At 35.2% G+C, this 18,495-nt stretch carries 21 protein-coding genes and 1 pseudogene; 19 read left to right on the top strand and 3 right to left on the bottom strand.

Going from position 1 to position 18,495, the window contains the following annotated elements; all coding sequences use genetic code 11:
• The first annotated feature begins 58 nt into the window (after positions 1 to 58).
• Entirely contained in the window at positions 59 to 799 is a 741-nt protein-coding gene (locus ACFQZ1_RS00950) for an SDR family NAD(P)-dependent oxidoreductase (RefSeq protein WP_377880228.1), read from the top strand.
• Positions 800 to 914: 115 nt separating this feature from the next.
• Here ACFQZ1_RS00950 and ACFQZ1_RS00945 read toward each other — a convergent pair whose 3' ends face one another.
• The gene (locus ACFQZ1_RS00945) at positions 915 to 1,295 is read right to left on the bottom strand and encodes a winged helix-turn-helix transcriptional regulator (protein ID WP_336482362.1); all 381 of its coding nucleotides are present in this window, start codon (positions 1,293 to 1,295) and stop codon (positions 915 to 917) included.
• A 202-nt stretch (positions 1,296 to 1,497) separates the two neighbouring features.
• Between ACFQZ1_RS00945 and ACFQZ1_RS00940 the strand changes: the two genes are divergently transcribed.
• The 8 genes from ACFQZ1_RS00940 to ACFQZ1_RS00905 all read left to right on the top strand — a co-directional run bounded on the left by ACFQZ1_RS00940 (position 1,498) and on the right by ACFQZ1_RS00905 (position 8,869).
• Positions 1,498 to 2,691 (top strand): MFS transporter, encoded by a 1,194-nt coding sequence (locus ACFQZ1_RS00940; RefSeq protein WP_377880227.1) that lies wholly within the window; start codon positions 1,498 to 1,500, stop codon positions 2,689 to 2,691.
• A gap of 35 nt (positions 2,692 to 2,726) precedes the next feature.
• Entirely contained in the window at positions 2,727 to 3,569 is an 843-nt protein-coding gene (locus tag ACFQZ1_RS00935; protein ID WP_377880226.1) for an aldo/keto reductase, read from the top strand.
• A 206-nt stretch (positions 3,570 to 3,775) separates the two neighbouring features.
• On the top strand, positions 3,776 to 4,294 hold the full coding sequence (locus ACFQZ1_RS00930; RefSeq protein ID WP_377880225.1) for a PadR family transcriptional regulator: 519 nt from the start codon (positions 3,776 to 3,778) through the stop codon (positions 4,292 to 4,294).
• A gap of 557 nt (positions 4,295 to 4,851) precedes the next feature.
• Positions 4,852 to 5,190: a heme oxygenase gene (locus ACFQZ1_RS00925; RefSeq protein ID WP_377880224.1), complete on the top strand. Its 339-nt coding sequence runs from the start codon at positions 4,852 to 4,854 to the stop codon at positions 5,188 to 5,190.
• 235 nt (positions 5,191 to 5,425) lie between these two features.
• Positions 5,426 to 5,986, top strand: a complete 561-nt coding sequence (locus ACFQZ1_RS00920; protein WP_377880223.1) for a class I SAM-dependent methyltransferase — start codon at positions 5,426 to 5,428, stop codon at positions 5,984 to 5,986.
• A 16-nt stretch (positions 5,987 to 6,002) separates the two neighbouring features.
• On the top strand, positions 6,003 to 6,641 hold the full coding sequence (locus tag ACFQZ1_RS00915; protein ID WP_377880222.1) for a DedA family protein: 639 nt from the start codon (positions 6,003 to 6,005) through the stop codon (positions 6,639 to 6,641).
• 19 nt (positions 6,642 to 6,660) lie between these two features.
• A complete protein-coding gene (locus tag ACFQZ1_RS00910; protein WP_336482369.1) occupies positions 6,661 to 7,362 on the top strand; it encodes a response regulator transcription factor in 702 nt (233 codons plus the stop codon).
• Positions 7,346 to 8,869 (top strand): HAMP domain-containing sensor histidine kinase, encoded by a 1,524-nt coding sequence (locus ACFQZ1_RS00905; protein WP_377880221.1) that lies wholly within the window; start codon positions 7,346 to 7,348, stop codon positions 8,867 to 8,869. Before ACFQZ1_RS00910 ends, ACFQZ1_RS00905 begins: the two co-directional genes overlap by 17 nt.
• A gap of 249 nt (positions 8,870 to 9,118) precedes the next feature.
• Here ACFQZ1_RS00905 and ACFQZ1_RS00900 read toward each other — a convergent pair whose 3' ends face one another.
• Positions 9,119 to 9,430, bottom strand: coding sequence for a heavy metal-binding domain-containing protein (locus ACFQZ1_RS00900; RefSeq protein ID WP_154711262.1), 312 nt, complete (start codon positions 9,428 to 9,430; stop codon positions 9,119 to 9,121).
• A 229-nt stretch (positions 9,431 to 9,659) separates the two neighbouring features.
• Between ACFQZ1_RS00900 and ACFQZ1_RS00895 the strand changes: the two genes are divergently transcribed.
• From ACFQZ1_RS00895 to ACFQZ1_RS00865, 7 genes and pseudogenes are all read left to right on the top strand, one after another.
• Positions 9,660 to 10,097, top strand: coding sequence for an Rrf2 family transcriptional regulator (locus tag ACFQZ1_RS00895; RefSeq protein WP_377880220.1), 438 nt, complete (start codon positions 9,660 to 9,662; stop codon positions 10,095 to 10,097).
• Between the two features lie 95 nt (positions 10,098 to 10,192).
• A pseudogene (locus ACFQZ1_RS00890) lies at positions 10,193 to 10,842 on the top strand (DsbA family oxidoreductase).
• A gap of 92 nt (positions 10,843 to 10,934) precedes the next feature.
• The gene (locus tag ACFQZ1_RS00885; protein ID WP_377880219.1) at positions 10,935 to 11,537 is read left to right on the top strand and encodes a nitroreductase family protein; all 603 of its coding nucleotides are present in this window, start codon (positions 10,935 to 10,937) and stop codon (positions 11,535 to 11,537) included.
• Positions 11,538 to 11,560: 23 nt separating this feature from the next.
• Positions 11,561 to 11,965 (top strand): nuclear transport factor 2 family protein, encoded by a 405-nt coding sequence (locus ACFQZ1_RS00880; RefSeq protein ID WP_377880217.1) that lies wholly within the window; start codon positions 11,561 to 11,563, stop codon positions 11,963 to 11,965.
• Between the two features lie 152 nt (positions 11,966 to 12,117).
• A complete protein-coding gene (locus tag ACFQZ1_RS00875) occupies positions 12,118 to 12,678 on the top strand; it encodes a sigma-70 family RNA polymerase sigma factor (protein ID WP_377880216.1) in 561 nt (186 codons plus the stop codon).
• On the top strand, positions 12,648 to 14,042 hold the full coding sequence (locus ACFQZ1_RS00870) for a DUF4179 domain-containing protein (protein ID WP_377880215.1): 1,395 nt from the start codon (positions 12,648 to 12,650) through the stop codon (positions 14,040 to 14,042). Before ACFQZ1_RS00875 ends, ACFQZ1_RS00870 begins: the two co-directional genes overlap by 31 nt.
• A 68-nt stretch (positions 14,043 to 14,110) precedes the next feature.
• The gene (locus ACFQZ1_RS00865; RefSeq protein WP_230574650.1) at positions 14,111 to 14,233 is read left to right on the top strand and encodes a DUF4023 domain-containing protein; all 123 of its coding nucleotides are present in this window, start codon (positions 14,111 to 14,113) and stop codon (positions 14,231 to 14,233) included.
• A gap of 83 nt (positions 14,234 to 14,316) precedes the next feature.
• Here ACFQZ1_RS00865 and ACFQZ1_RS00860 read toward each other — a convergent pair whose 3' ends face one another.
• Positions 14,317 to 14,925 (bottom strand): DedA family protein, encoded by a 609-nt coding sequence (locus ACFQZ1_RS00860; protein WP_377880275.1) that lies wholly within the window; start codon positions 14,923 to 14,925, stop codon positions 14,317 to 14,319.
• Positions 14,926 to 15,121: 196 nt separating this feature from the next.
• Here ACFQZ1_RS00860 and ACFQZ1_RS00855 point away from each other — a divergent pair, with 196 nt between their 5' ends.
• From ACFQZ1_RS00855 to ACFQZ1_RS00845, 3 genes are all read left to right on the top strand, one after another.
• On the top strand, positions 15,122 to 16,009 hold the full coding sequence (locus tag ACFQZ1_RS00855; protein ID WP_377880214.1) for a thioester domain-containing protein: 888 nt from the start codon (positions 15,122 to 15,124) through the stop codon (positions 16,007 to 16,009).
• A gap of 157 nt (positions 16,010 to 16,166) precedes the next feature.
• Entirely contained in the window at positions 16,167 to 16,433 is a 267-nt protein-coding gene (locus ACFQZ1_RS00850) for an ArsR/SmtB family transcription factor (protein WP_377880213.1), read from the top strand.
• A 424-nt stretch (positions 16,434 to 16,857) separates the two neighbouring features.
• Positions 16,858 to 18,282: an alanine/glycine:cation symporter family protein gene (locus ACFQZ1_RS00845; RefSeq protein ID WP_377880212.1), complete on the top strand. Its 1,425-nt coding sequence runs from the start codon at positions 16,858 to 16,860 to the stop codon at positions 18,280 to 18,282.
• Positions 18,283 to 18,495: the final 213 nt, after the last annotated feature.

The following is an 18,495-nucleotide window of genomic DNA, read 5'->3' as shown; positions in this document are numbered from 1 at the left end:
CGTATGAGCGAAGATACAATGAGTTATAACAAATACGACAAGAAGAGGAGAAGGTCAAATGGAGATAAAAGATAAGGTAGTTATTATAACAGGTGGTGGTACTGGTATCGGAAAGGCTACTGCTTTGAAATTAGCAGATGCGGGAGCAAAGGTTGTGATTAATTACAGCCGTTCAGAAGAAGAGGCTGTAGAAACAAGAAACGAAATTGTACAACGCGGAGGTATAGCGCTCGCCCTAAAAGCTAATGTAGCGATAGAAAAAGAAGTGGAGGGCATGGTACTGCAAACGGTGAAATCTTTTGGGACAGTAGATTGCTTAGTGAATAATGCAAGCATAACATCGCAAATACCTATGGATGATCTGCAATCTGTAACGGATGAAGTATGGGATTCTCTTTTCAACGTAAATGTGAAAGGGATGTTTCATTGTGTAAAGGCTGTTGTTCCTTATATGAAGAACCAAGGATCGGGTGCTATTGTGAATATCGGAAGCGTTGCTGGAATAACGGGGCTAGGTTCATCTGTGCCGTATGCAGCAACAAAAGGAGCCATTCATACGATGACGAAATCGTTAGCCATTTCACTTGCACCTGAGATTAGAGTAAATAGTATCGCTCCTGGTGCAGTTCATACGAGATGGTGGGCTGATAATGAAGAGAAAATGCACCAACTTGCGGGAAACATACCACTGAAAAGAATTTCAACACCTGATGAGATTGCAGAGGCAATTCTGTTTCAGTTGACTCAAGAGTCTATTACAGGGCAGATATTTACAATTGATAATGGACAGACGCTTTGAAGGTGTAGTTTATAGAAACATCCTCTTATTTCATGTATAAGAGGATGTTTTTCGTTATAGAGGTTCCTAAGATTCACGGTTACACAGCAGAAAGTTGAAAATCATACGTGTATTTTCAGTTTTGTTGCTTCAGATTATCGTTTAAAATACTCTCCTCCAAGACAGCAAATTTATCACCATATACTTTCGTAATATGTTTTTCTCCCCAAGTACATAGAGAATTTAAAATACCTTGTAAGCTCAATCCATATTCACTTAGTTCATATTCCACTTTTGGAGGCACTTGATTGTAAACGATGCGATTGATGACGCCATCTTCTTCTAACTCGCGTAATTGCTGCGTTAACATTTTCTGTGTAATGTTTGGCATAAGACGTTTCAATTCACTTGTACGTTTTTTACCATGAGTAAGATGACAAAGAATCACACATTTCCATTTTCCTCCTATTACTTCGAGTGTTGCTTCTACGGAAATATTGTACTTTTTTTTCTCCATGCTCTTCCTCCTAATCTATAGGTACTTTTTAGTTCCTATAGAACTTTTTAGTTCCTATATTACTTAAAAGTACGTACTTTTCTTTATTTCTCCTATATCTCATAATAACATTTGCCGGTGAATTTTTACCATACTGTTTTCTATATAGTTTGTTTAGAAAAGATAGAACGATACAACAAGAAGGCGAGGAGGAGGAGAAAAAGTGAATTTAGATAAAAAACGAAGTACATTGGCACTGTTGGCATTAGCTGTAAGTGCCTTTGCAATCGGAACAACAGAATTTATTAGTGTAGGATTATTACCGCTTATTGCGCAAGATTTAAACGTTACTGTTACAACAGCTGGATTAACTGTTTCTTTATATGCTTTAGGAGTGACATTTGGAGCGCCTGTCTTAACTTCGTTAACATCCAGTATGTCACGTAAATCCTTATTACTTTGGATTATGATTGTGTTTATTGTTGGAAATAGTATTGCTGCGAGTGCAACAAGTATCAGTTTATTGTTAGTTGCTCGTGTTGTCTCTGCGTTTTCACATGGTTTATTTATGTCAATAGGCTCTACGATTGCTGCTGATTTAGTTCCAGAAAATCGCCGAGCAAGTGCGATTGCGATTATGTTCACAGGGCTCACAGTAGCAACTATTACAGGTGTTCCTATTGGTACATTTGTTGGACAACAATTTGGCTGGAGGGCTTCTTTTGTAGCGATTGTTGTAGTGGGTATCATTGCTTTCATTGCAAATAGCATTCTTATTCCATCTAATTTGCGAAAAGGTAATCGAACAACATTTCGTGATCAAATTACTTTGATTACAAATGGTCGTTTACTTCTTTTATTCATTATTACAGCTTTAGGCTATGGAGGTACATTCGTTGTCTTTACGTATTTATCTCCATTACTACAAGAGATAACTGGGTTTAAGGCAGGGACTATTACTATTATTTTACTCGTTTATGGAGTAGCGATTGCGATCGGTAACGTCATTGGTGGTAAAGTAGCGAACCGGAATCCGATTCATGCATTATTCTATATGTTTATTGCACAAGCGGCTGTGCTCTTTATTTTAACGTTCACAGCTCCATTTAAGATAGCTGGTCTTATTACAATTATTTTAATGGGATTATTAGCGTTTATGAATGTACCAGGATTACAGGTATATGTCGTGATGTTAGCTGAACGTTTTGTACCGAGTGCAGTAGATGTGGCATCTGCAATTAATATTGCTGCATTTAATGCTGGAATTGCTATTGGTTCTTATTTAGGCGGTGTAATTACAGATTCGATTGGACTCATTCATACGCCTTGGATTGGAGCATTAATGGTTCTAGGAGCTGTGATTTTAACAGGTTGGAGCAAAACACTGGAACAAAAAGATCAAAGACATGCAGCATAGAAAATTTTCTTTCATAATTAGGAGGTTTATTTATAATGGCGAAACATTTACAAGATAAAACAACTTTGCATAACGGTGTACAAATGCCTTGGTTTGGTATTGGAGTATTTAAAGTAGAAGAAGGTCCTGAGTTAGTGAATGCTGTAAAAACGGCGATTACACATGGCTACCGTAGTATTGACACAGCAGCGATTTATGGAAATGAAGAAGGAGTTGGAGAAGGGATTCGTGAAGGAATACAACAAGCGGATATTTCTAGAGAAGATATATTCGTCACATCAAAAGTTTGGAATGCAGATTTAGGATATGAGTCCACAATTGCTGCCTATGAGACAAGTTTAAATAAACTTGGACTAGAGTATTTAGATTTATATTTGATTCATTGGCCTGTAGAAGGGAAATATAAAGAGGCATGGAGAGCATTAGAGACCCTTTATAAGGCAGGACGAGTAAAAGCGATTGGAGTAAGTAATTTTCAAATCCATCATCTTGAAGACTTAATGAAAGATGCAGAGATTAAACCAATGGTAAACCAAGTAGAATACCATCCACGCTTAACGCAAAAAGAGCTGCAAGCATTTTGTCAGGAACATGACATTCAGTTAGAAGCTTGGTCTCCGTTAATGCAAGGACAATTACTAAATCATGAAGTACTTCAAGAAATTGCTAACAACTATAACAAATCTGTTGCGCAAGTCATTTTACGCTGGGATTTACAAAATGGTGTTATCACCATCCCAAAATCTACAAAAGAACATCGAATTGTTGAAAATGCAGATGTATTTAATTTTGAGTTAAAGGAAGAAGATATGAAACGCATTGATGATTTGAATGAGAATCATCGTGTTGGTCCAGATCCTGATAATTTTGATTTTTAATGTAATGCACTGTTAGAAGTTATACTGTCTGTCAGGCAGCTGTGTCAATTTTGCTCGTGTTAAGCATCTGAGGGGATACATGAAGAACCCGCACTTCAAGATTGCAAGGAGATAAGTGCGGGGGTTTTCATAATATGATAATTGAGTTATTGTCTAGTTCTCATTTACATCATCGGCTATAATATGGTTTAGAAAGGATGATTTCTATGGAACAGCGCTCGCTCGTCCTGCTTGGTTTGCTTATGAGCCAAAGTCAGCATGGATATCAAATTAATGAATTTATTGAGAGAAATTTAAGTACAGTTACAGATATGAAAAAGCCTACTGCTTATGCAACTTTAGATAAACTCCATAAAAAGGGATATATTGATGTTCAATTGGAGCAAGAAGGAAACAGACCATCGCGCAAAGTATATTCTATTAATGAAAATGGTAAGCAATATTTTTACAAATTGTTATTGGACAACTTATCTTCAGCCGAGAGTGTTAATTATCAAGGTGATATAGGATTAATGTTTATTGATTTTCTGCCATTAGAAAAATCGTTGCCGGCTCTAGAGGAACGATTAAATAAAAATAAGAAATTCATTCATATTTTTAGACAAACTCCAGCTCATGAGATGAGGATTGGAGTCAACTTGGCAATAGAACATAAAATAACAATGTTAGAAGCAGAAATTGCGTTTCTTGAAAAAACTGTTCAAACTCTTAGTACTAAAATTTAAATGCTCTAAAGACAAGGGAACCTCTGTATAGCAGGTTCTTTTTTGCTATATATGTGAGTATTTCTACAGCATATTTAGTTGATGTAAATGCTCTAAATAGAACAATTTAATTTATAGTCAGATTTTATTAGTCACAGTTGACTAATAAAATTGTAGTGTATATAATAATCTTAATTAGTCACGCGTGACTAATTATTTTAAAGCTAAAGGAGTGACTTATATTATTTCTCGCACTGTCATGAACAGTCCTTCTACTATTTTAGTAGATGAATCGAGAGTAAGCTTTGATATTCAGAGAGTCTATGAAGTCGTCCAACTATAGCAAAAGAAGTAACATTTAGAAATTAACCATTATGGTAACACATGATGAACGAATGCTTGAATACTGTGACAAAGTCTACCGAATGGAAGAAGGTAAACTAGAGCAAGCTAAGTGTTATTTAGCAAGAAAGCAGAAACAGAGATCATTCTAGCATTAGGATGAATGAAAAAAGTATATATGTAATGCAGATATTCAATTCGAAGAAGTTTTCCAAACATTAAGGGGGTTTTTGAAGATGATTGTTGTTACAAACAGAATTAAAACAAAAGTAGGATTTGCAGAAAAGATGGCTCCAGCATTTACTCGTCCAGGTGCACTGCAAAAAATGGAAGGTTTTGTGAAAGTTGAAGTTTTAATTACACAAAACTTACCTGAGCATGATGAAATCAGTGTAAACACGTACTGGGAAGATATGGATAGCTTTACTAACTGGAGAAATAGTGATGCTTTTAAAGAATCACATAAAAGACCAGAACCAGGTTCTCAAGAAGCACAACAAGAATCACCGATTTTAGGTAACCAAATTGTTGTTGCAGAAGTTGCAGGTGTAATGGAGGCACTTTCTGAGAAGTAATACAATATAAATATGTTTTTTTAATAGGAACGGATGTATTCGTTCCTATTCTATTATTTCATTTAAAAAGGTAAAGTGAATGTGTGTCCCAAAACGAAAAAGTAGTATCTTTTTCGTTTTGGGACATTTTTATTTTCTTAAGAAAATCTTAAGAAACCTCTTCGCTATTTTTTAAGAAACGATATTTATACTTAGAGCTATCTTAAATAATAGTGAGTAAGCGAGGGGATATTGCATGCAATTGATTACATTCTTAACTGAGTTTATTAAGCACCCGAAAAACACTGGGGCGATTGCTCCGAGCTCGAAAATATTAGCGAAAAAAATGGTGGATGCTATCAATTTTGAAGAAGCGAAATATATTGTGGAATTAGGACCTGGAACAGGATCTTTTACAAGAGAAATAATGAAGAGAAAAAAGAAACATACTACATTGATTCTGATTGAAATTAATGTAGTGTTTTTCAAAGATCTACAGAAACAGTTTGAGGATGATTCAAGCGTTTTTGTTGTACATGGATCGGCTGAAAATATTCAAAAGTACATCGAAGAGTTAAATATAGAAAAAATCGACTATGTATTATCTGGATTACCGTTTACTTCTTTACCGGTGGAAGTATCATTACGTATTTTAAGCAATGTTATGGAAGCATTACAAGAGAATGGTGAATTCATCACATTTCAATATTCGCTCGTAAAGAAAGCATTTATCCAGAAGTTCTTTCCAGCGATATCACTTAAAAAGGTGTGGTTTAATTTCCCGCCAGCTTATGTGTTTTGTTGTGGAAAAGAATAAGGGAGGACTGTAACGAATGGGATTACATGAATTGTTATTATACATTCAACATTACGGTTACGGTGCTTTGTTTTTTTGTTTATGGTTAGGAATTATTGGGATGCCAGTTCCTGATGAAATGGTTGTGATGAGCGGTGGATTTGTTTCATCGATGGGTATATTAAAACCAATTCCAGCTTTTATGTTAACGTATTTAGGTGTTGTGTCAGGGCTCTCTTTAGGGTATATACTTGGGAAAATGTTCGGTTCGAAAATTCTTGATAGAATTATGAAAAAGAAGAAGATGAAGTATCTTTTAAAATCACAAGAACTACTGAATAGATACGGACGTTATGCATTGGTAACAAGCTATTTCATACCAGTAGTGAGACATATTGTTCCTTATTTAGTTGGAATCAATAATATGCCATTTAAAACGTATGCCAAGTACTCATACGTTACAGGATTTGTTTGGACATTGTTATACTTTATAATTGGATTTATCTTTGGAGGAAACATAGAGCGTATTGTAGAACTCACAACTAAGTATGGCGTGTTTTTTGGAGTAGCTATTGCTGCTGCATTTGGTATTTCTTATTTATATAGACATCGAAAAGAACAGATAGTTATAAGTAAAGAATCAAAGGAATCATGCAATGAAGATTTGATAGGCTGAAAATGTTGGAGGGGCTATTGTGAGCAAAGAAACAATACTTGTCGTAGATGATGAAAAAGAAATTAGGGATCTCATTACCATCTATTTAAAAAATGAAGGATATGAAGTATTACAGGCCGGGGATGGTGCAGAGGGATTAGAGTTAGTAAAGAAACATCAAGTGCACTTAGTCGTATTAGATATTATGATGCCGAAAGTAGATGGTATTCATATGTGTATGAAAGTACGGGAAATAGCTGAGATGCCGATTATTATGTTGTCTGCCAAAACACAAGACATGGACAAGATTTTAGGATTAACAACCGGGGCAGATGATTATGTAACAAAGCCTTTTAATCCATTAGAATTAATTGCTCGAATTAAATCACAGCTTCGCAGATATATGAAAATGAGCGGAGGCTTTATACAAGACGAAAATGAAATTGAAATTGGGGATATGAAAATTAATGTTGCAACACATGAGGTGATTGTTGCAGAGGAAGAAGTGAAATTGACACCGAGGGAATTTTCGATTTTAGAGTTACTTGCCAGAAATCGCGGGATGGTATTTAGTGCGGATCAAATTTATGAACGAATATGGAATGAACAGCCTTTTCAATCTGATAACACTGTAATGGTACATATTCGGAATATCCGTGAGAAGACGGAAGAAAATCCAAGGAAACCTCGTTATATAAAAACAGTGTGGGGGGTAGGGTATAAGATTGAAAAAGATATTTAAACCATTTTATTATATGAATAAAAAAATAATAGAGTTAATAAACAAAATTTTAAATCATCACGTTCGTCGAAGTATTAGGATTCAATTAATTACTACGTTTATTTTTTGTGCATTGTTAGGTTTTTTTGTAACAAGATTATCCGCTCCATTTTTTGAAAAAGCAAATCAACATGCAGTAATTGATTATCGTAATGGTATGGAGGAAATTAATGAGGAAGCAAAGCGCACAGCAGAGACCATAGTGAGAGAAAATACAGTAGATGCGTTGCAAAGCATGATTGATATGGAAAATCAAAAAGCTGAACATAGTCAGCATGCTTTAAAAGTACTAGTTACGGATGAAACAGGTAAGGTTTTGTATAAAACAAAACAAGCACAGGAAGAACAAATCAACCTGCATGATACCATTCGCAATGTGATGTCTTTTGCGATTAACCGTCCAATTGATAATAGTGGTTCAAGAGAAATTGAGGACTTGCATAAAGAATTTATCACTTTTTACCCAGTTACAATTGAAGGTAAAAATTTATATATGTTCGTGAGCGGCATTCCAAGAGGGGATGTTATATATAACACGACAGAAGGGCCTTTTCCATTTCTTATTGGCGTTATCGTATTCATTTTTTCTTTTTTCTATATAACGAAGCGAAAGATGAAACAGATTGAAGCGATGGCGCAAGGGGTGAAAGAAATCGCGAAGGGAAACTTAGCATATCGAATTGAGGAAAAGGGACAAGATGAACTGGCTTTATTAACAGAAAATATTAATCATATGGCAGAAGAGATTAGGATGAATATTGAAAAAGAACGGAAAATTGAAAAGCAAAAAAGTGAATTGATTACAAATGTATCACACGATTTGCGAACACCACTTACTTCTATTATGGGATATCTACGTTTACTTAGCGATGCCAAATATGAAAATAAGGAACAATATGATGAGTATGTAAGAATTGCATTTTCAAAGTCAGAGCAGTTAAAGAATTTAATAGAAGATTTATTTGAGTACACAAAGCTAACAAATGAGAAAATCACATTAGAAAAGCAAGAAGTATGTGTAAATGAACTTCTTGATCAATTAATCGAAGAACTTGTACCACAAGCAGAAGAACATCATCTTTCGTTTGTGAAAGAATTTCCTGAAGAGCGTCTATACGCTGCCTTGGATTCGGAAAAAATTGTCCGTGTGTTTGATAATTTATTGATGAATGCAATTAAGTATAGTAAAGATGAGGGAGAAATTACAGTTTCACTTCAAAAGCAGCGGCGTAACATTTGCATTTCTGTTGCGAATCATAGTGAAGAATTTACAAAAGAAGAGCTTGAGAACGTATTTGAACGCTTTTATAAAAAGGATCAATCGAGAAGTAGGGTCTCAGAAGGGTCGGGACTTGGTCTTGCAATTGCGAAAAGTATTGTGGAGATGCAGGGCGGAGAAATCCGAGCAGAATATGAGAATGGGATTGTTCGGTTTATTATTACATTACCGATTGTAGCGGAAACATAATTATTCTTCGTATCAATTGATGGAAAATCATCATGAATCGGATGATTATAAAGTGAAACTTCCATCAGTGGGGGCTTCATACCCCACTGATGGGAAGCTCTCACCAATCGGGCTTTTACAGGCAATTATCCCCCATCTATCTTCTTTGTTTTTCTCCGAATTTTGAGGTGGGGGTCTTACTGCCCGTTAATGCGGGATAAAAAAGAAAAGCACCTCAACTTCCAATGAGGCGCTTTTTCTTATATATATTTACACACGTACAGCCGTACCGCTTACGGCAACCATTAACATTCCGTCGCGAACAACCTCATAGTCTACATCGATACCAACAATTGCATTTGCGCCCTTTTGCTTCGCAAGACTTTTCATTTCTTCCATCGCAATATCACGTGCTTCTTTTAATTTACTTTCATATGCACCAGAACGGCCGCCAACAACGTCACGAACAGAAGCGAAAATATCGCGTACGATATTTGCACCCATAATTGCTTCACCGTTTACAATGTCAATATACTCAATAATTTCTTTTCCTTGAATAACAGAAGTTGTTGTTACGATCATTACCGACACTCTCCTATAACATTTAAAAATTTATGATTGTTTCTGATGCTTTTATTATTGCACTGAAACAGTAAAATAACTATTTAATAACCTTACATAAAGATGACAGTTTCGTAAGGTTTCACAAGTGAAAAGTGGAGGTTACACCTTATAAGTTTGTAATTACTAAAGACCGCTTGACTTTCAATTTAGTTGTAACTATAATGATTACAACTAGGTGGTGATAAATATGAAAATTAGTAGCCGATTTACAATTGCTGTGCATATTTTATCTCTCTTGAAAAATAATCCACCTTCTATTTGTACTTCAGAATACATGGGGGAAAGTGTAAATACAAACCCAGTCATTATTCGTAAAGTACTGTCATATTTAAAAAAAGCAGGTTTTGTACAAGTGCGTCGCGGTGCAGGAGGAGCTTCTCTTGTAAGAGATTTACGTGAGATTACTTTATTAGATGTGTACCGGGCAGTGGATGTTGTGGAAGCGGAAAAGTTATTTCATTTTCATGAACAGCCGAATCCTGATTGTCCAATAGGAGCAAATATACAAACTGTTTTAGAGGTTATTTTAGTTCAAGCGCAGGAAGCAATGGAGCAAGTATTAGAGAGTATAACAATGGAACAACTCGTTACATCATTAGTAAATAAAATCAATTCTTCGCAGTAAGTATGCAGGTGCAAGTAGGCACATATTTTTTTACCCTGGTTGTAACTAATTTAGTTACAACCAGGGTTGATAAAAAGAAAAGTGAGGGAATATATATGACTGTGAAAATTAAAGCTTATTCTGATTTTATATGTCCGTTTTGTTTTTTAGGAAAAGGTCCCTTGGACGAGATTGTAAAGGAAAAAGATGTAGAAGTAGAGTGGATGCCATTCGAATTGCGTCCTAGTCCATATCCAAAAATTGATCCATGGAAAGAGCCAGATAAATTGGGATCTTGGGATTCATTTATTCTTCCTACTGCTAAAAAATTAGGAATTGAAATGCGTTTACCACGTGTTTCCCCGCATCCATATACAAACTTTGCATTTGAAGGTTACTACTTTGCTAAGGAACATGGAAAAGGAAATGAGTTTCACCATAGAGTGTTTACTGCATTTTTCCAAGAGGAACAAAACATTGAAGATATTGAAGTATTAACAAAATTGGCGGGAGAAGTTGGACTGCCTAAGGATGCATTTAAAGAAGCATTAGTATCAAGAAAGTATGAAGCTGTACAACGAGAAGCTTTGAGACATGCGTATGAAGAAGCGCAAATTATGGCTGTTCCAACGTTTATTATTGGTGATGAAGTCATTCAAGGACTAGCTAGCAAAGAAAGATTAGCGAAAGCTATTGATCAGGAATTAGAAAAAATAAAGGAAACGAATTAGATGGCATGGAATGTAATCTAGATGGATATTGCTAATGCTAGATTGAAATGGTAGTGGAAGATACGTTATCAAGAAGTCTATGCATATAAATTATTTTTAAATCAAACATTCATTGGGGGAATAAAAAATGTCAGTAACTACAACAAATTTAAAAGATGCAATTATTAACCGCCATTCTATTCGTAAAGTGAAAAAGAACGAAAGTATTACGAAAGAAAGAATCAATGAAGTTTTAAAAACAGCTCTATATGCACCATCAGCTTTTAACATGCAAAGCGGCCGTATAGTGGTATTAATGGATGCAGAACATGAAAAGTTTTGGGATATCGTAAAAGAAACACTTCGCGCTCGAGTTCCAGCAGAAAAATTTGACGCAACTGTAGAACGATTAAAAGGATTCCGTGAAGGCGTAGGAACAGTTTTATTCTTTGAAAATCAAGAAACAGTGGAGACAATGCAAGAGAATGCGCCATCATACAAAGAGCAATTCCCATTCTGGTCTCATCAAGGAAGCGCCATGTTACAGTATGCAACATGGATGGCTTTATCTGCAGAAGGAATCGGAGCGTCATTGCAACACTACAACCCAATTATTGATGAAGAAGTGAAACATACTTGGGACATTCCGGCAGAGTGGAGTTTAGTAGCACAAATGCCATTTGGTGAGCCAAATGAACAGCCAGGTGAAAGAGCGTTCTTACCTTATGAAGATGTTGTGAAATTTTATTAAAATAAACGCATTGAGGAAAAATCATGAATCAACAAACGAATTTAGAAACTATTCGCAGCACATATGAAGGTCCACCTTCCGAGAATGCTCAACATTTACTTGAAGCTCTTGCAAAGAATGTAGAGTGGACAGAGGCAGCGGGCTTTCCTTACGGAGGAACATACATTGGCGCAGAAGCTATCATGGAGAACGTATTTGGCCGCTTGGCATCCGAGTGGAATGACTATAAAGCGAGTGTTCATACGTATCATGAAGTGAAAGGCAAAGATGTTATTATTGCTGAAGGTATTTATTCAGGAACGTACAAAGAAACTGGAAAAGCATTTCAAGCAGATTTTGTTCACGTGTGGGAACTTCAAGATGGAAAAATCGTAAAGTTTAAGCAATATGTCGATAGTCATGTTGTTCAAAATGCTATGATATTGTAAAAAACATGAATTGAATAGAGTAATTTGGTGAAAAAACGTCTCAAGTTTTCTTGAGGCGTTTTCTTGTATAGTAATGTTGAAGTATTAAAAAATATAAATTTTTGAAACCAAAACATTCCATATTCTATCTAATAAGTGGAAGGAGGGATAAGATGGATGAAATAAAATTAGTGAAAAAAGCGAAAAAAGGTGATGATGCAGCGTTTGAACAGCTCATTAACCTTCATCAGGGCCAATTATATCGAACTGCTTATATGTATGTGCAAAATAAAGAAGATGCATTAGATATCGTACAAGAAACTGTTTATAAAGCGTACTTATCCTTAGATCAATTAAAGAAACTAAACTTTTTTCTGACGTGGTTGACGCGTATTTTAATACATAATGCTTATCAGCTGTTGAATGAGAAGAAGAAGGTGCAAAAATTAGAAGATAGCGGGGAATCTGCTATTTACGGAGACGCACAGAACAAGGTAAACCAAATTGAGCAAAACATTGATTTACAAGTAGCGATTGGACAATTAAATGAAAATTATCAAACCGTAATTATTTTACATTATTATTATGATCTTCCGATAAACCAAATTGCTTGGCATATGCATGTGCCTGAAGGAACCGTCAAAACGTATTTGCATAGGGCGAGAAAATCGTTAAAGAAATTATTAGGAGGGAGTGATGAGAATTGGATAAACAGTGGTTTAATGATGAAATAAACAAAATCGAAGTTCCTCGGGAAGAATTACATATTGCTATAACAAAAGGTATGAATAGGGCCCAACAAGAAAAACCAGTAAAAAGAAAAGATAAACGAAGAAAGATTGCATGGTTAGCTGCAGCATCAGTATGTATGTGTGTACTAGGTTCAGGGTTTGTTTTTCCGCAAATGAATCGAGTATTAGCAGAAGTACCGCTTATAGGGAAAGTGTATAATTATTTTCATGATACGATGGGACAAGATCTCACAGAAAGTAAACTTGTAACAGAATTGAATCAACAAGCAGTGAGCAATGGTGTTAGTGTAACGATGAAAAGTGTTTATTATGATGGTGGACGGATTAGTGTCGTATTTAAAGTGGATAATCCTGAACAAGTAAGGATAAAAAATACTGGTGCTAATGGTTTTTATTATGATTTTAAACTTTTTGATGGGAGTCGGAAATGGCAGAGTTCCACTTCATTTATTGGGAAGAGAACAGAAAATGGTTGGCTGGGGAATATCAAAATTGACTATCCAGAAAAGGAATTACCTTCGAATACAACACTTCCAATTACCATTACATCTATTGGTGAAACGAAAGGATTCTGGAAGTTTGATATTCCAGTAAAGCAACTAGAGAATAGAAAGATTAACCCGCAGCAGTCTATTAGTAGTGAGGATCAACAACATACATTCAACTTTGAAAATATTACAATCGGTAAAGGGGCAACGACGATTGACTACAAAGCAATTTATCCGCTTATAGGAGAGAATGACTTAGCCAGAATCCATAAAATAACAGATGATAAAGGAAAAGAAATTCATATGTCTACTTCAGGAATTGAATTTGGCAGAGAAAAAGTGGGTGGTCATGTAGAGCCTGAAGAACGTTCTATTTTCGAGAAAATTCCTGATAATGCAGAGTGTATTACAATATATCCTTTTGTACGATTATCTGAAAAACCAGCGATTGTGAAGCTAGATGAAAAAACACCATTTGAAATAAAAAGTACCCGTAGTGATATGAAAATACTTATTAATAAAATTCAGCATAAGAATCAGCGATTAATTGTGCAGTACACACTTCAAAATGTGGATACAAAACGTAAATCTATGGATGAACTAATTAATTGCGGTGAGGTAATGAACCTAATGGATTCTGCGTATATAGATAAGGAATTTGCACCGATTGGCCATGTTGTAAAGGGAAGTACCGTGAAAGTATTAGATAAGGAAAAACTACAATTTCAGGCAACGTTTCAATTGGACGGAGAGTATGGCGTGAAGAATTTCAGCTTAAAGGATTATGTATTAGAAGTGGGGATGTCGTCATTTCACGCTGAGAAAACATTGCCGCCAGTTCAGATTAAATTAAAGTAAGATCCTTCATGATTTTATATGCAATTGGTTATAGTAACAAAGGAACGATAATCAAGGAGGCTACATTAGTGGACAACAGTAGTAACTTTTTAGAGAAATTGCACGATACACAGGAAAAAGCTGAAAGAAATAAAAAGCGTCAAGGCAACGGGAACCCAGGCAAAAAAAAGCCAAATAAAACGCATAAATAATCACGAAAATTTCATGTAAAAAACACCTCCGTATTGAGGAGGTGTTTTTTCTTTGTTTTTAGTCTCTTTCCTCTTTTTCAACTTCATGTGCAGCGCTTAGGGTTTGCTTTTCTACTGCGAATATATAGCAAAACGAAAAGCGCGAGAACGAGTAATACAACCAATAAGATAAAACCGTAACGGTGAATGGAATGACTGATCAGATGCCAATCTTTCCCGAATACCATTCCTAATTTAATAAAAGTGAAACTCCATATGAGTGCTCCCGTGTAAGCGTAAAGGCAAAATTTTTGGAAGCTCAAACGGGAAATGCCAGTTAAGTAGGCAGTAACATGCCGAACTCCCGGAATAAAGTAACCAAAAATCAATAAAGGTGGACCAATTTTTTGAAAGAGCTTTTGTGTCCGAGCTATTTTATTTTCTGTAATGTGCAGTTTAGGACCAAATTTCCTTAAGAAGGGAAGTCCAAGTGTTTTTCCTAATATGTAACTAAGTGTAATCCCAACTGCAGAGCCAAACCAGGCAGTTAGTAAGGCAAGAGAAAATATCATCTTTTTTTGAAATATATAATACCCTACAAAAGTTAATAAAGTTTCATCGGGTATCGGTAATCCGATAATTCCTCCAACTAAAGCAATGACTAGTCCAAAATATCCATAATGAGAAATGAAATAAGTTAAGTGCTGTTCTATTTGTAATCACCGTCCGTCTCATATGCATTAAGAATTACTATGTATTCTTTTTAGTTTCACCTAATTACATGCAATCATTACTATAAGGAGCATTTATTTTGCACGAAATAGTATGTATAAAAACGTCCCGCAATTAAATACTAAACATATTAAATTTGCTATGTTCTTTATTATAATCTAAAAAGGGGCTGTAAGCATGATTTTAAAACAATCGTATAAGTTCTGGATTGCCTTAGTAAGTGTATTAATTATCATTTCAAGTCTTGTTTTTCCACTTGAAAAGGCATTTGCACTAGTAATGGATCATACGAAGTATCAAATGGATTGGAGTTATAGTAAATCTTTAAAGAAACCAATTCGAACTGAACTCATTAAAACAGCAGATGGAAAAATTGCCTTTTGTTTAAATGTGCATTTAAAATCACCAAGCGGTCAGGATTTACCTGAAATAGGAAAAACGGATGTTGGAGTATACCGCGTATTACTCAATGGGTATCCGGTAAAAAGTCCGCAAGAGCTAGGTGTATCAACTTGGGAAGAAGCACATTATGCAACGCAGCTAGCTGTATGGAATGCGCTGAAGCAAATCGATATCAATGATTTAGATCATCGCAATAAAAATGTAGGAAAAGCAATGAGAGAAATTGTTACAAATGCGGAGAACAGCACAGAAGTGCAAGAGATTACGATGAATGTGACTCCAACAGAAAAGCAAACAGCAATGTTAAAAAACGATTTCTTTGAAACTGATTTGTATACAGTGGAAACAAATGCAACAAAAGGCACGTATCAAGTGCAAGCAACGAACGCACCTGAAGGCGTAAAGTTTGTGAATGAAAATGGCGAAGCAAAAACACAGTTTAACGTAGGAGAAAAATTCCGTGTTTTAATTCCAAAAGCAACAAAAGCAGGAGAATTTAGCTTTAAAGTTGTTGCAAACCTTTCGAGGTTACAAGCTATTAAATATAAAGGTACTGCTACAATCCAAGATGCAACAGTTCTTGTAGAACGAGGAGAAGAGAAAACGAGTCCTGACTTGTTAGTAAATTGGAAAGCGCCAGTACCTTCTAAAAAGAAAAGATAATAACAAATCCCAACGCTTCTAGTTAGTATGAAACGTTGGGATTTTTAATTTCTAAAATTTTTTTTAAAACGACGGACATAAAATCATATGTCCTTTCGAATAATATAAGTGGAAAGCTATAAACAAAATATTTATATATAAAGAGGAGAGAAGGAAAATGATAGAAAAATATGAAGATATCGCTGAAGTATTAAAGGTATTAGCACATCCTGTGCGTTTATGCTTAGTAGAAACAATGCTTACAAAAGGTCCTACGAATGTAACAACAATGTATGAAAAATTGGGAATGCCTCAAAGTACAATTAGTCAACATTTAGCTAAGTTGAAAGCTGCGAAAATCGTTTCAGGAACTCGAAAAGGATTAGAAATTTATTATGAAGTAGTGGATGAGCGTACAAAAACGATATTATTCAACCTTGTTTAAATAAAATAGTACTTTTCCTAGCTCCTAAAAGGTTTTTGGGAGGCTTTATATACATCACTATTTGATTGCTTCTTCAGTCTAATGCTATTTTTTAACATTCTAATAGTTTATTGTAGATTCTAAAATATTTCTTAATAAAATATTAGGCTGTTAACCGAATAATAGAGAAAAACAAAAAATCATGTAAAAAAGCGCAATCCTTTCAGAAAGGAATTGCGCTTTTTTTGTATGTTATATTTCCATGTTAGAAAATATAACATGAATATTTTTCGAGTAATCATCTGTATTATTGAGTATTCGTGAGAAAAACAAAGAATTAGCAAGATAAAAATGTATAGTTGTTATGTTTTGTCGAAAATTGTTGTTTTTTGAACGATTTCAAAGTATAATTTAATCTATGGGAAGAAAAAAGGGAGGGTGAAACATGATAGATATTTTACAAAAGTTTATTGGAATAACGAATGATTTTATGTGGTCTAAATTGTTAATTATTATGCTTATTGCTTGCGGAATTTATTTCACATTTAAATCGAAATTTGTACAGTTTCGAATGTTAAAGGAAATGGTCCGTGTGTTAATGGAAGGGAAAGCTGGTTCTAAAGGTGAAATTTCCCCATTTCAGGCGTTCTGTGTTGGTATGGCCGCTCGCGTTGGAACGGGAAATATCACAGGGATTGCGATTGCGATTGCATTAGGCGGTCCTGGAGCAGTATTCTGGATGTGGATTATTTCTATTATTAGCTCAGCATCCAGCTTTGTTGAAAGTACGTTAGCGCAAATATATAAAGTAAAAGATAAAAATGGTTTCCGCGGTGGTCCATCCTATTATATGGAAAAAGGATTAAACAAACGTTGGATGGGAGTATTATTCTCCATTTTAATTACGATTACTTTCGGTCTTGTATTCAATTCTGTCCAATCAAATACTGTTACACTTGCCTTTCAGAACTCATTCGGTACAGATCGTTTAATTGTAGGGATTATCATGGCAATTGCTTTCGCTGTGATTATCTTTGGTGGTGTGCAGCGTATTGCAAAAATGGCTGAATACAAGGTAATGTTCCTAGCGGTGTTATACATTGGTGTTGCATTATTTGTTGTAGTTACGAATATAACAAAAATGCCGGAAGTTCTTTCTCTTATTGTTCAAAACGCATTTGGCTTTAAACAAATAGCGGGCGGTTCAATCGGCGCAGCGCTTATGAATGGAGTTAAACGTGGCTTATTCTCAAATGAAGCTGGTATGGGAAGTGCGCCAAACGTTGCCGCAACGGCAACAACAAGCCATCCGGTGAAACAAGGACTTATTCAAGCATTTGGCGTATTAACGGATACACTGATTATCTGTACAAGCACAGCATTTATTATTTTACTTTCTGATGCATACAAACAACCAGATCTAACTGGTATTGCACTTACACAAGCAGCATTAAGTGAACACATCGGTTCTTGGGCATCAGGCTGTCTAGCTATCTTTGTTTTCCTATTTGGATTCGGTGCGTTAATTGGTAACTATTATTACGGAGAAACAAATATTCGATTCTTAAACAATAGTAAAGTATGGTTGATGGTATACCGAATAAGCGTGTTAGCCATGATTGTATTCGGTTCTGTTGCAAAGGTCCAATTTGTATGGGATTTAGCGGATTTATTTATGGGCTTTATGGTTATTATAAATTTAATTGCTATTGCGTTTCTTGGTAAGTTTGCATTTGCTGCACTCACAGACTATATGAAGCAGAAGAAACAAGGAAAAGATCCTGTATTCCATGCAAGCTCTATCCCAGGATTAAAGAATGCAGAATGCTGGGAAGATTCAGTTGCTGGAAAAGAAAAACAAGTAGGTTAGTAGTGCAAAAAGAACATAGAGGAAAGCTTCTATGTTCTTTTTTTGGCTATTTTTCCCTTGAAAAAAATATTGCATTTCTGAAAGGTAACGCTTACAATTTGCTTATGGATAGAACAAAATGATATCATTCTCATATTCCACATGAACTATGTAGTATATAAATTTTCTCGATGCAAACGCTTACTAGTGTAGGTGTTAAATGGTTTTTAGAGG

The sequence above is a fragment of the Bacillus sp. CGMCC 1.60114 genome, assembly GCF_042676365.1.
Classification (GTDB): Bacteria; Bacillota; Bacilli; order Bacillales; family Bacillaceae_G; genus Bacillus_A; species Bacillus_A rhizoplanae_A.
Note: the sequence above shows the minus strand (reverse complement) of the source record. Positions and strands in the feature narration are given on the sequence as shown.

Coding starts and splice junctions, on each gene's coding strand:
- ACFQZ1_RS00950 (WP_377880228.1), top strand. CDS start 59: ATGGAGATAAAAGATAAGGTAGTTATTATAACAGGTGGTGGTACTGGT.
- ACFQZ1_RS00845 (WP_377880212.1), top strand. CDS start 16,858: ATGATAGATATTTTACAAAAGTTTATTGGAATAACGAATGATTTTATG.
- ACFQZ1_RS00875 (WP_377880216.1), top strand. CDS start 12,118: ATGGATGAAATAAAATTAGTGAAAAAAGCGAAAAAAGGTGATGATGCA.
- ACFQZ1_RS00945 (WP_336482362.1), bottom strand. CDS start 1,295: ATGGAGAAAAAAAAGTACAATATTTCCGTAGAAGCAACACTCGAAGTA.
- ACFQZ1_RS00915 (WP_377880222.1), top strand. CDS start 6,003: ATGGGATTACATGAATTGTTATTATACATTCAACATTACGGTTACGGT.
- ACFQZ1_RS00935 (WP_377880226.1), top strand. CDS start 2,727: ATGGCGAAACATTTACAAGATAAAACAACTTTGCATAACGGTGTACAA.
- ACFQZ1_RS00895 (WP_377880220.1), top strand. CDS start 9,660: ATGAAAATTAGTAGCCGATTTACAATTGCTGTGCATATTTTATCTCTC.
- ACFQZ1_RS00900 (WP_154711262.1), bottom strand. CDS start 9,430: ATGATCGTAACAACAACTTCTGTTATTCAAGGAAAAGAAATTATTGAG.
- ACFQZ1_RS00855 (WP_377880214.1), top strand. CDS start 15,122: ATGATTTTAAAACAATCGTATAAGTTCTGGATTGCCTTAGTAAGTGTA.
- ACFQZ1_RS00885 (WP_377880219.1), top strand. CDS start 10,935: ATGTCAGTAACTACAACAAATTTAAAAGATGCAATTATTAACCGCCAT.
- ACFQZ1_RS00880 (WP_377880217.1), top strand. CDS start 11,561: ATGAATCAACAAACGAATTTAGAAACTATTCGCAGCACATATGAAGGT.
- ACFQZ1_RS00920 (WP_377880223.1), top strand. CDS start 5,426: ATGCAATTGATTACATTCTTAACTGAGTTTATTAAGCACCCGAAAAAC.
- ACFQZ1_RS00930 (WP_377880225.1), top strand. CDS start 3,776: ATGGAACAGCGCTCGCTCGTCCTGCTTGGTTTGCTTATGAGCCAAAGT.
- ACFQZ1_RS00850 (WP_377880213.1), top strand. CDS start 16,167: ATGATAGAAAAATATGAAGATATCGCTGAAGTATTAAAGGTATTAGCA.
- ACFQZ1_RS00925 (WP_377880224.1), top strand. CDS start 4,852: ATGATTGTTGTTACAAACAGAATTAAAACAAAAGTAGGATTTGCAGAA.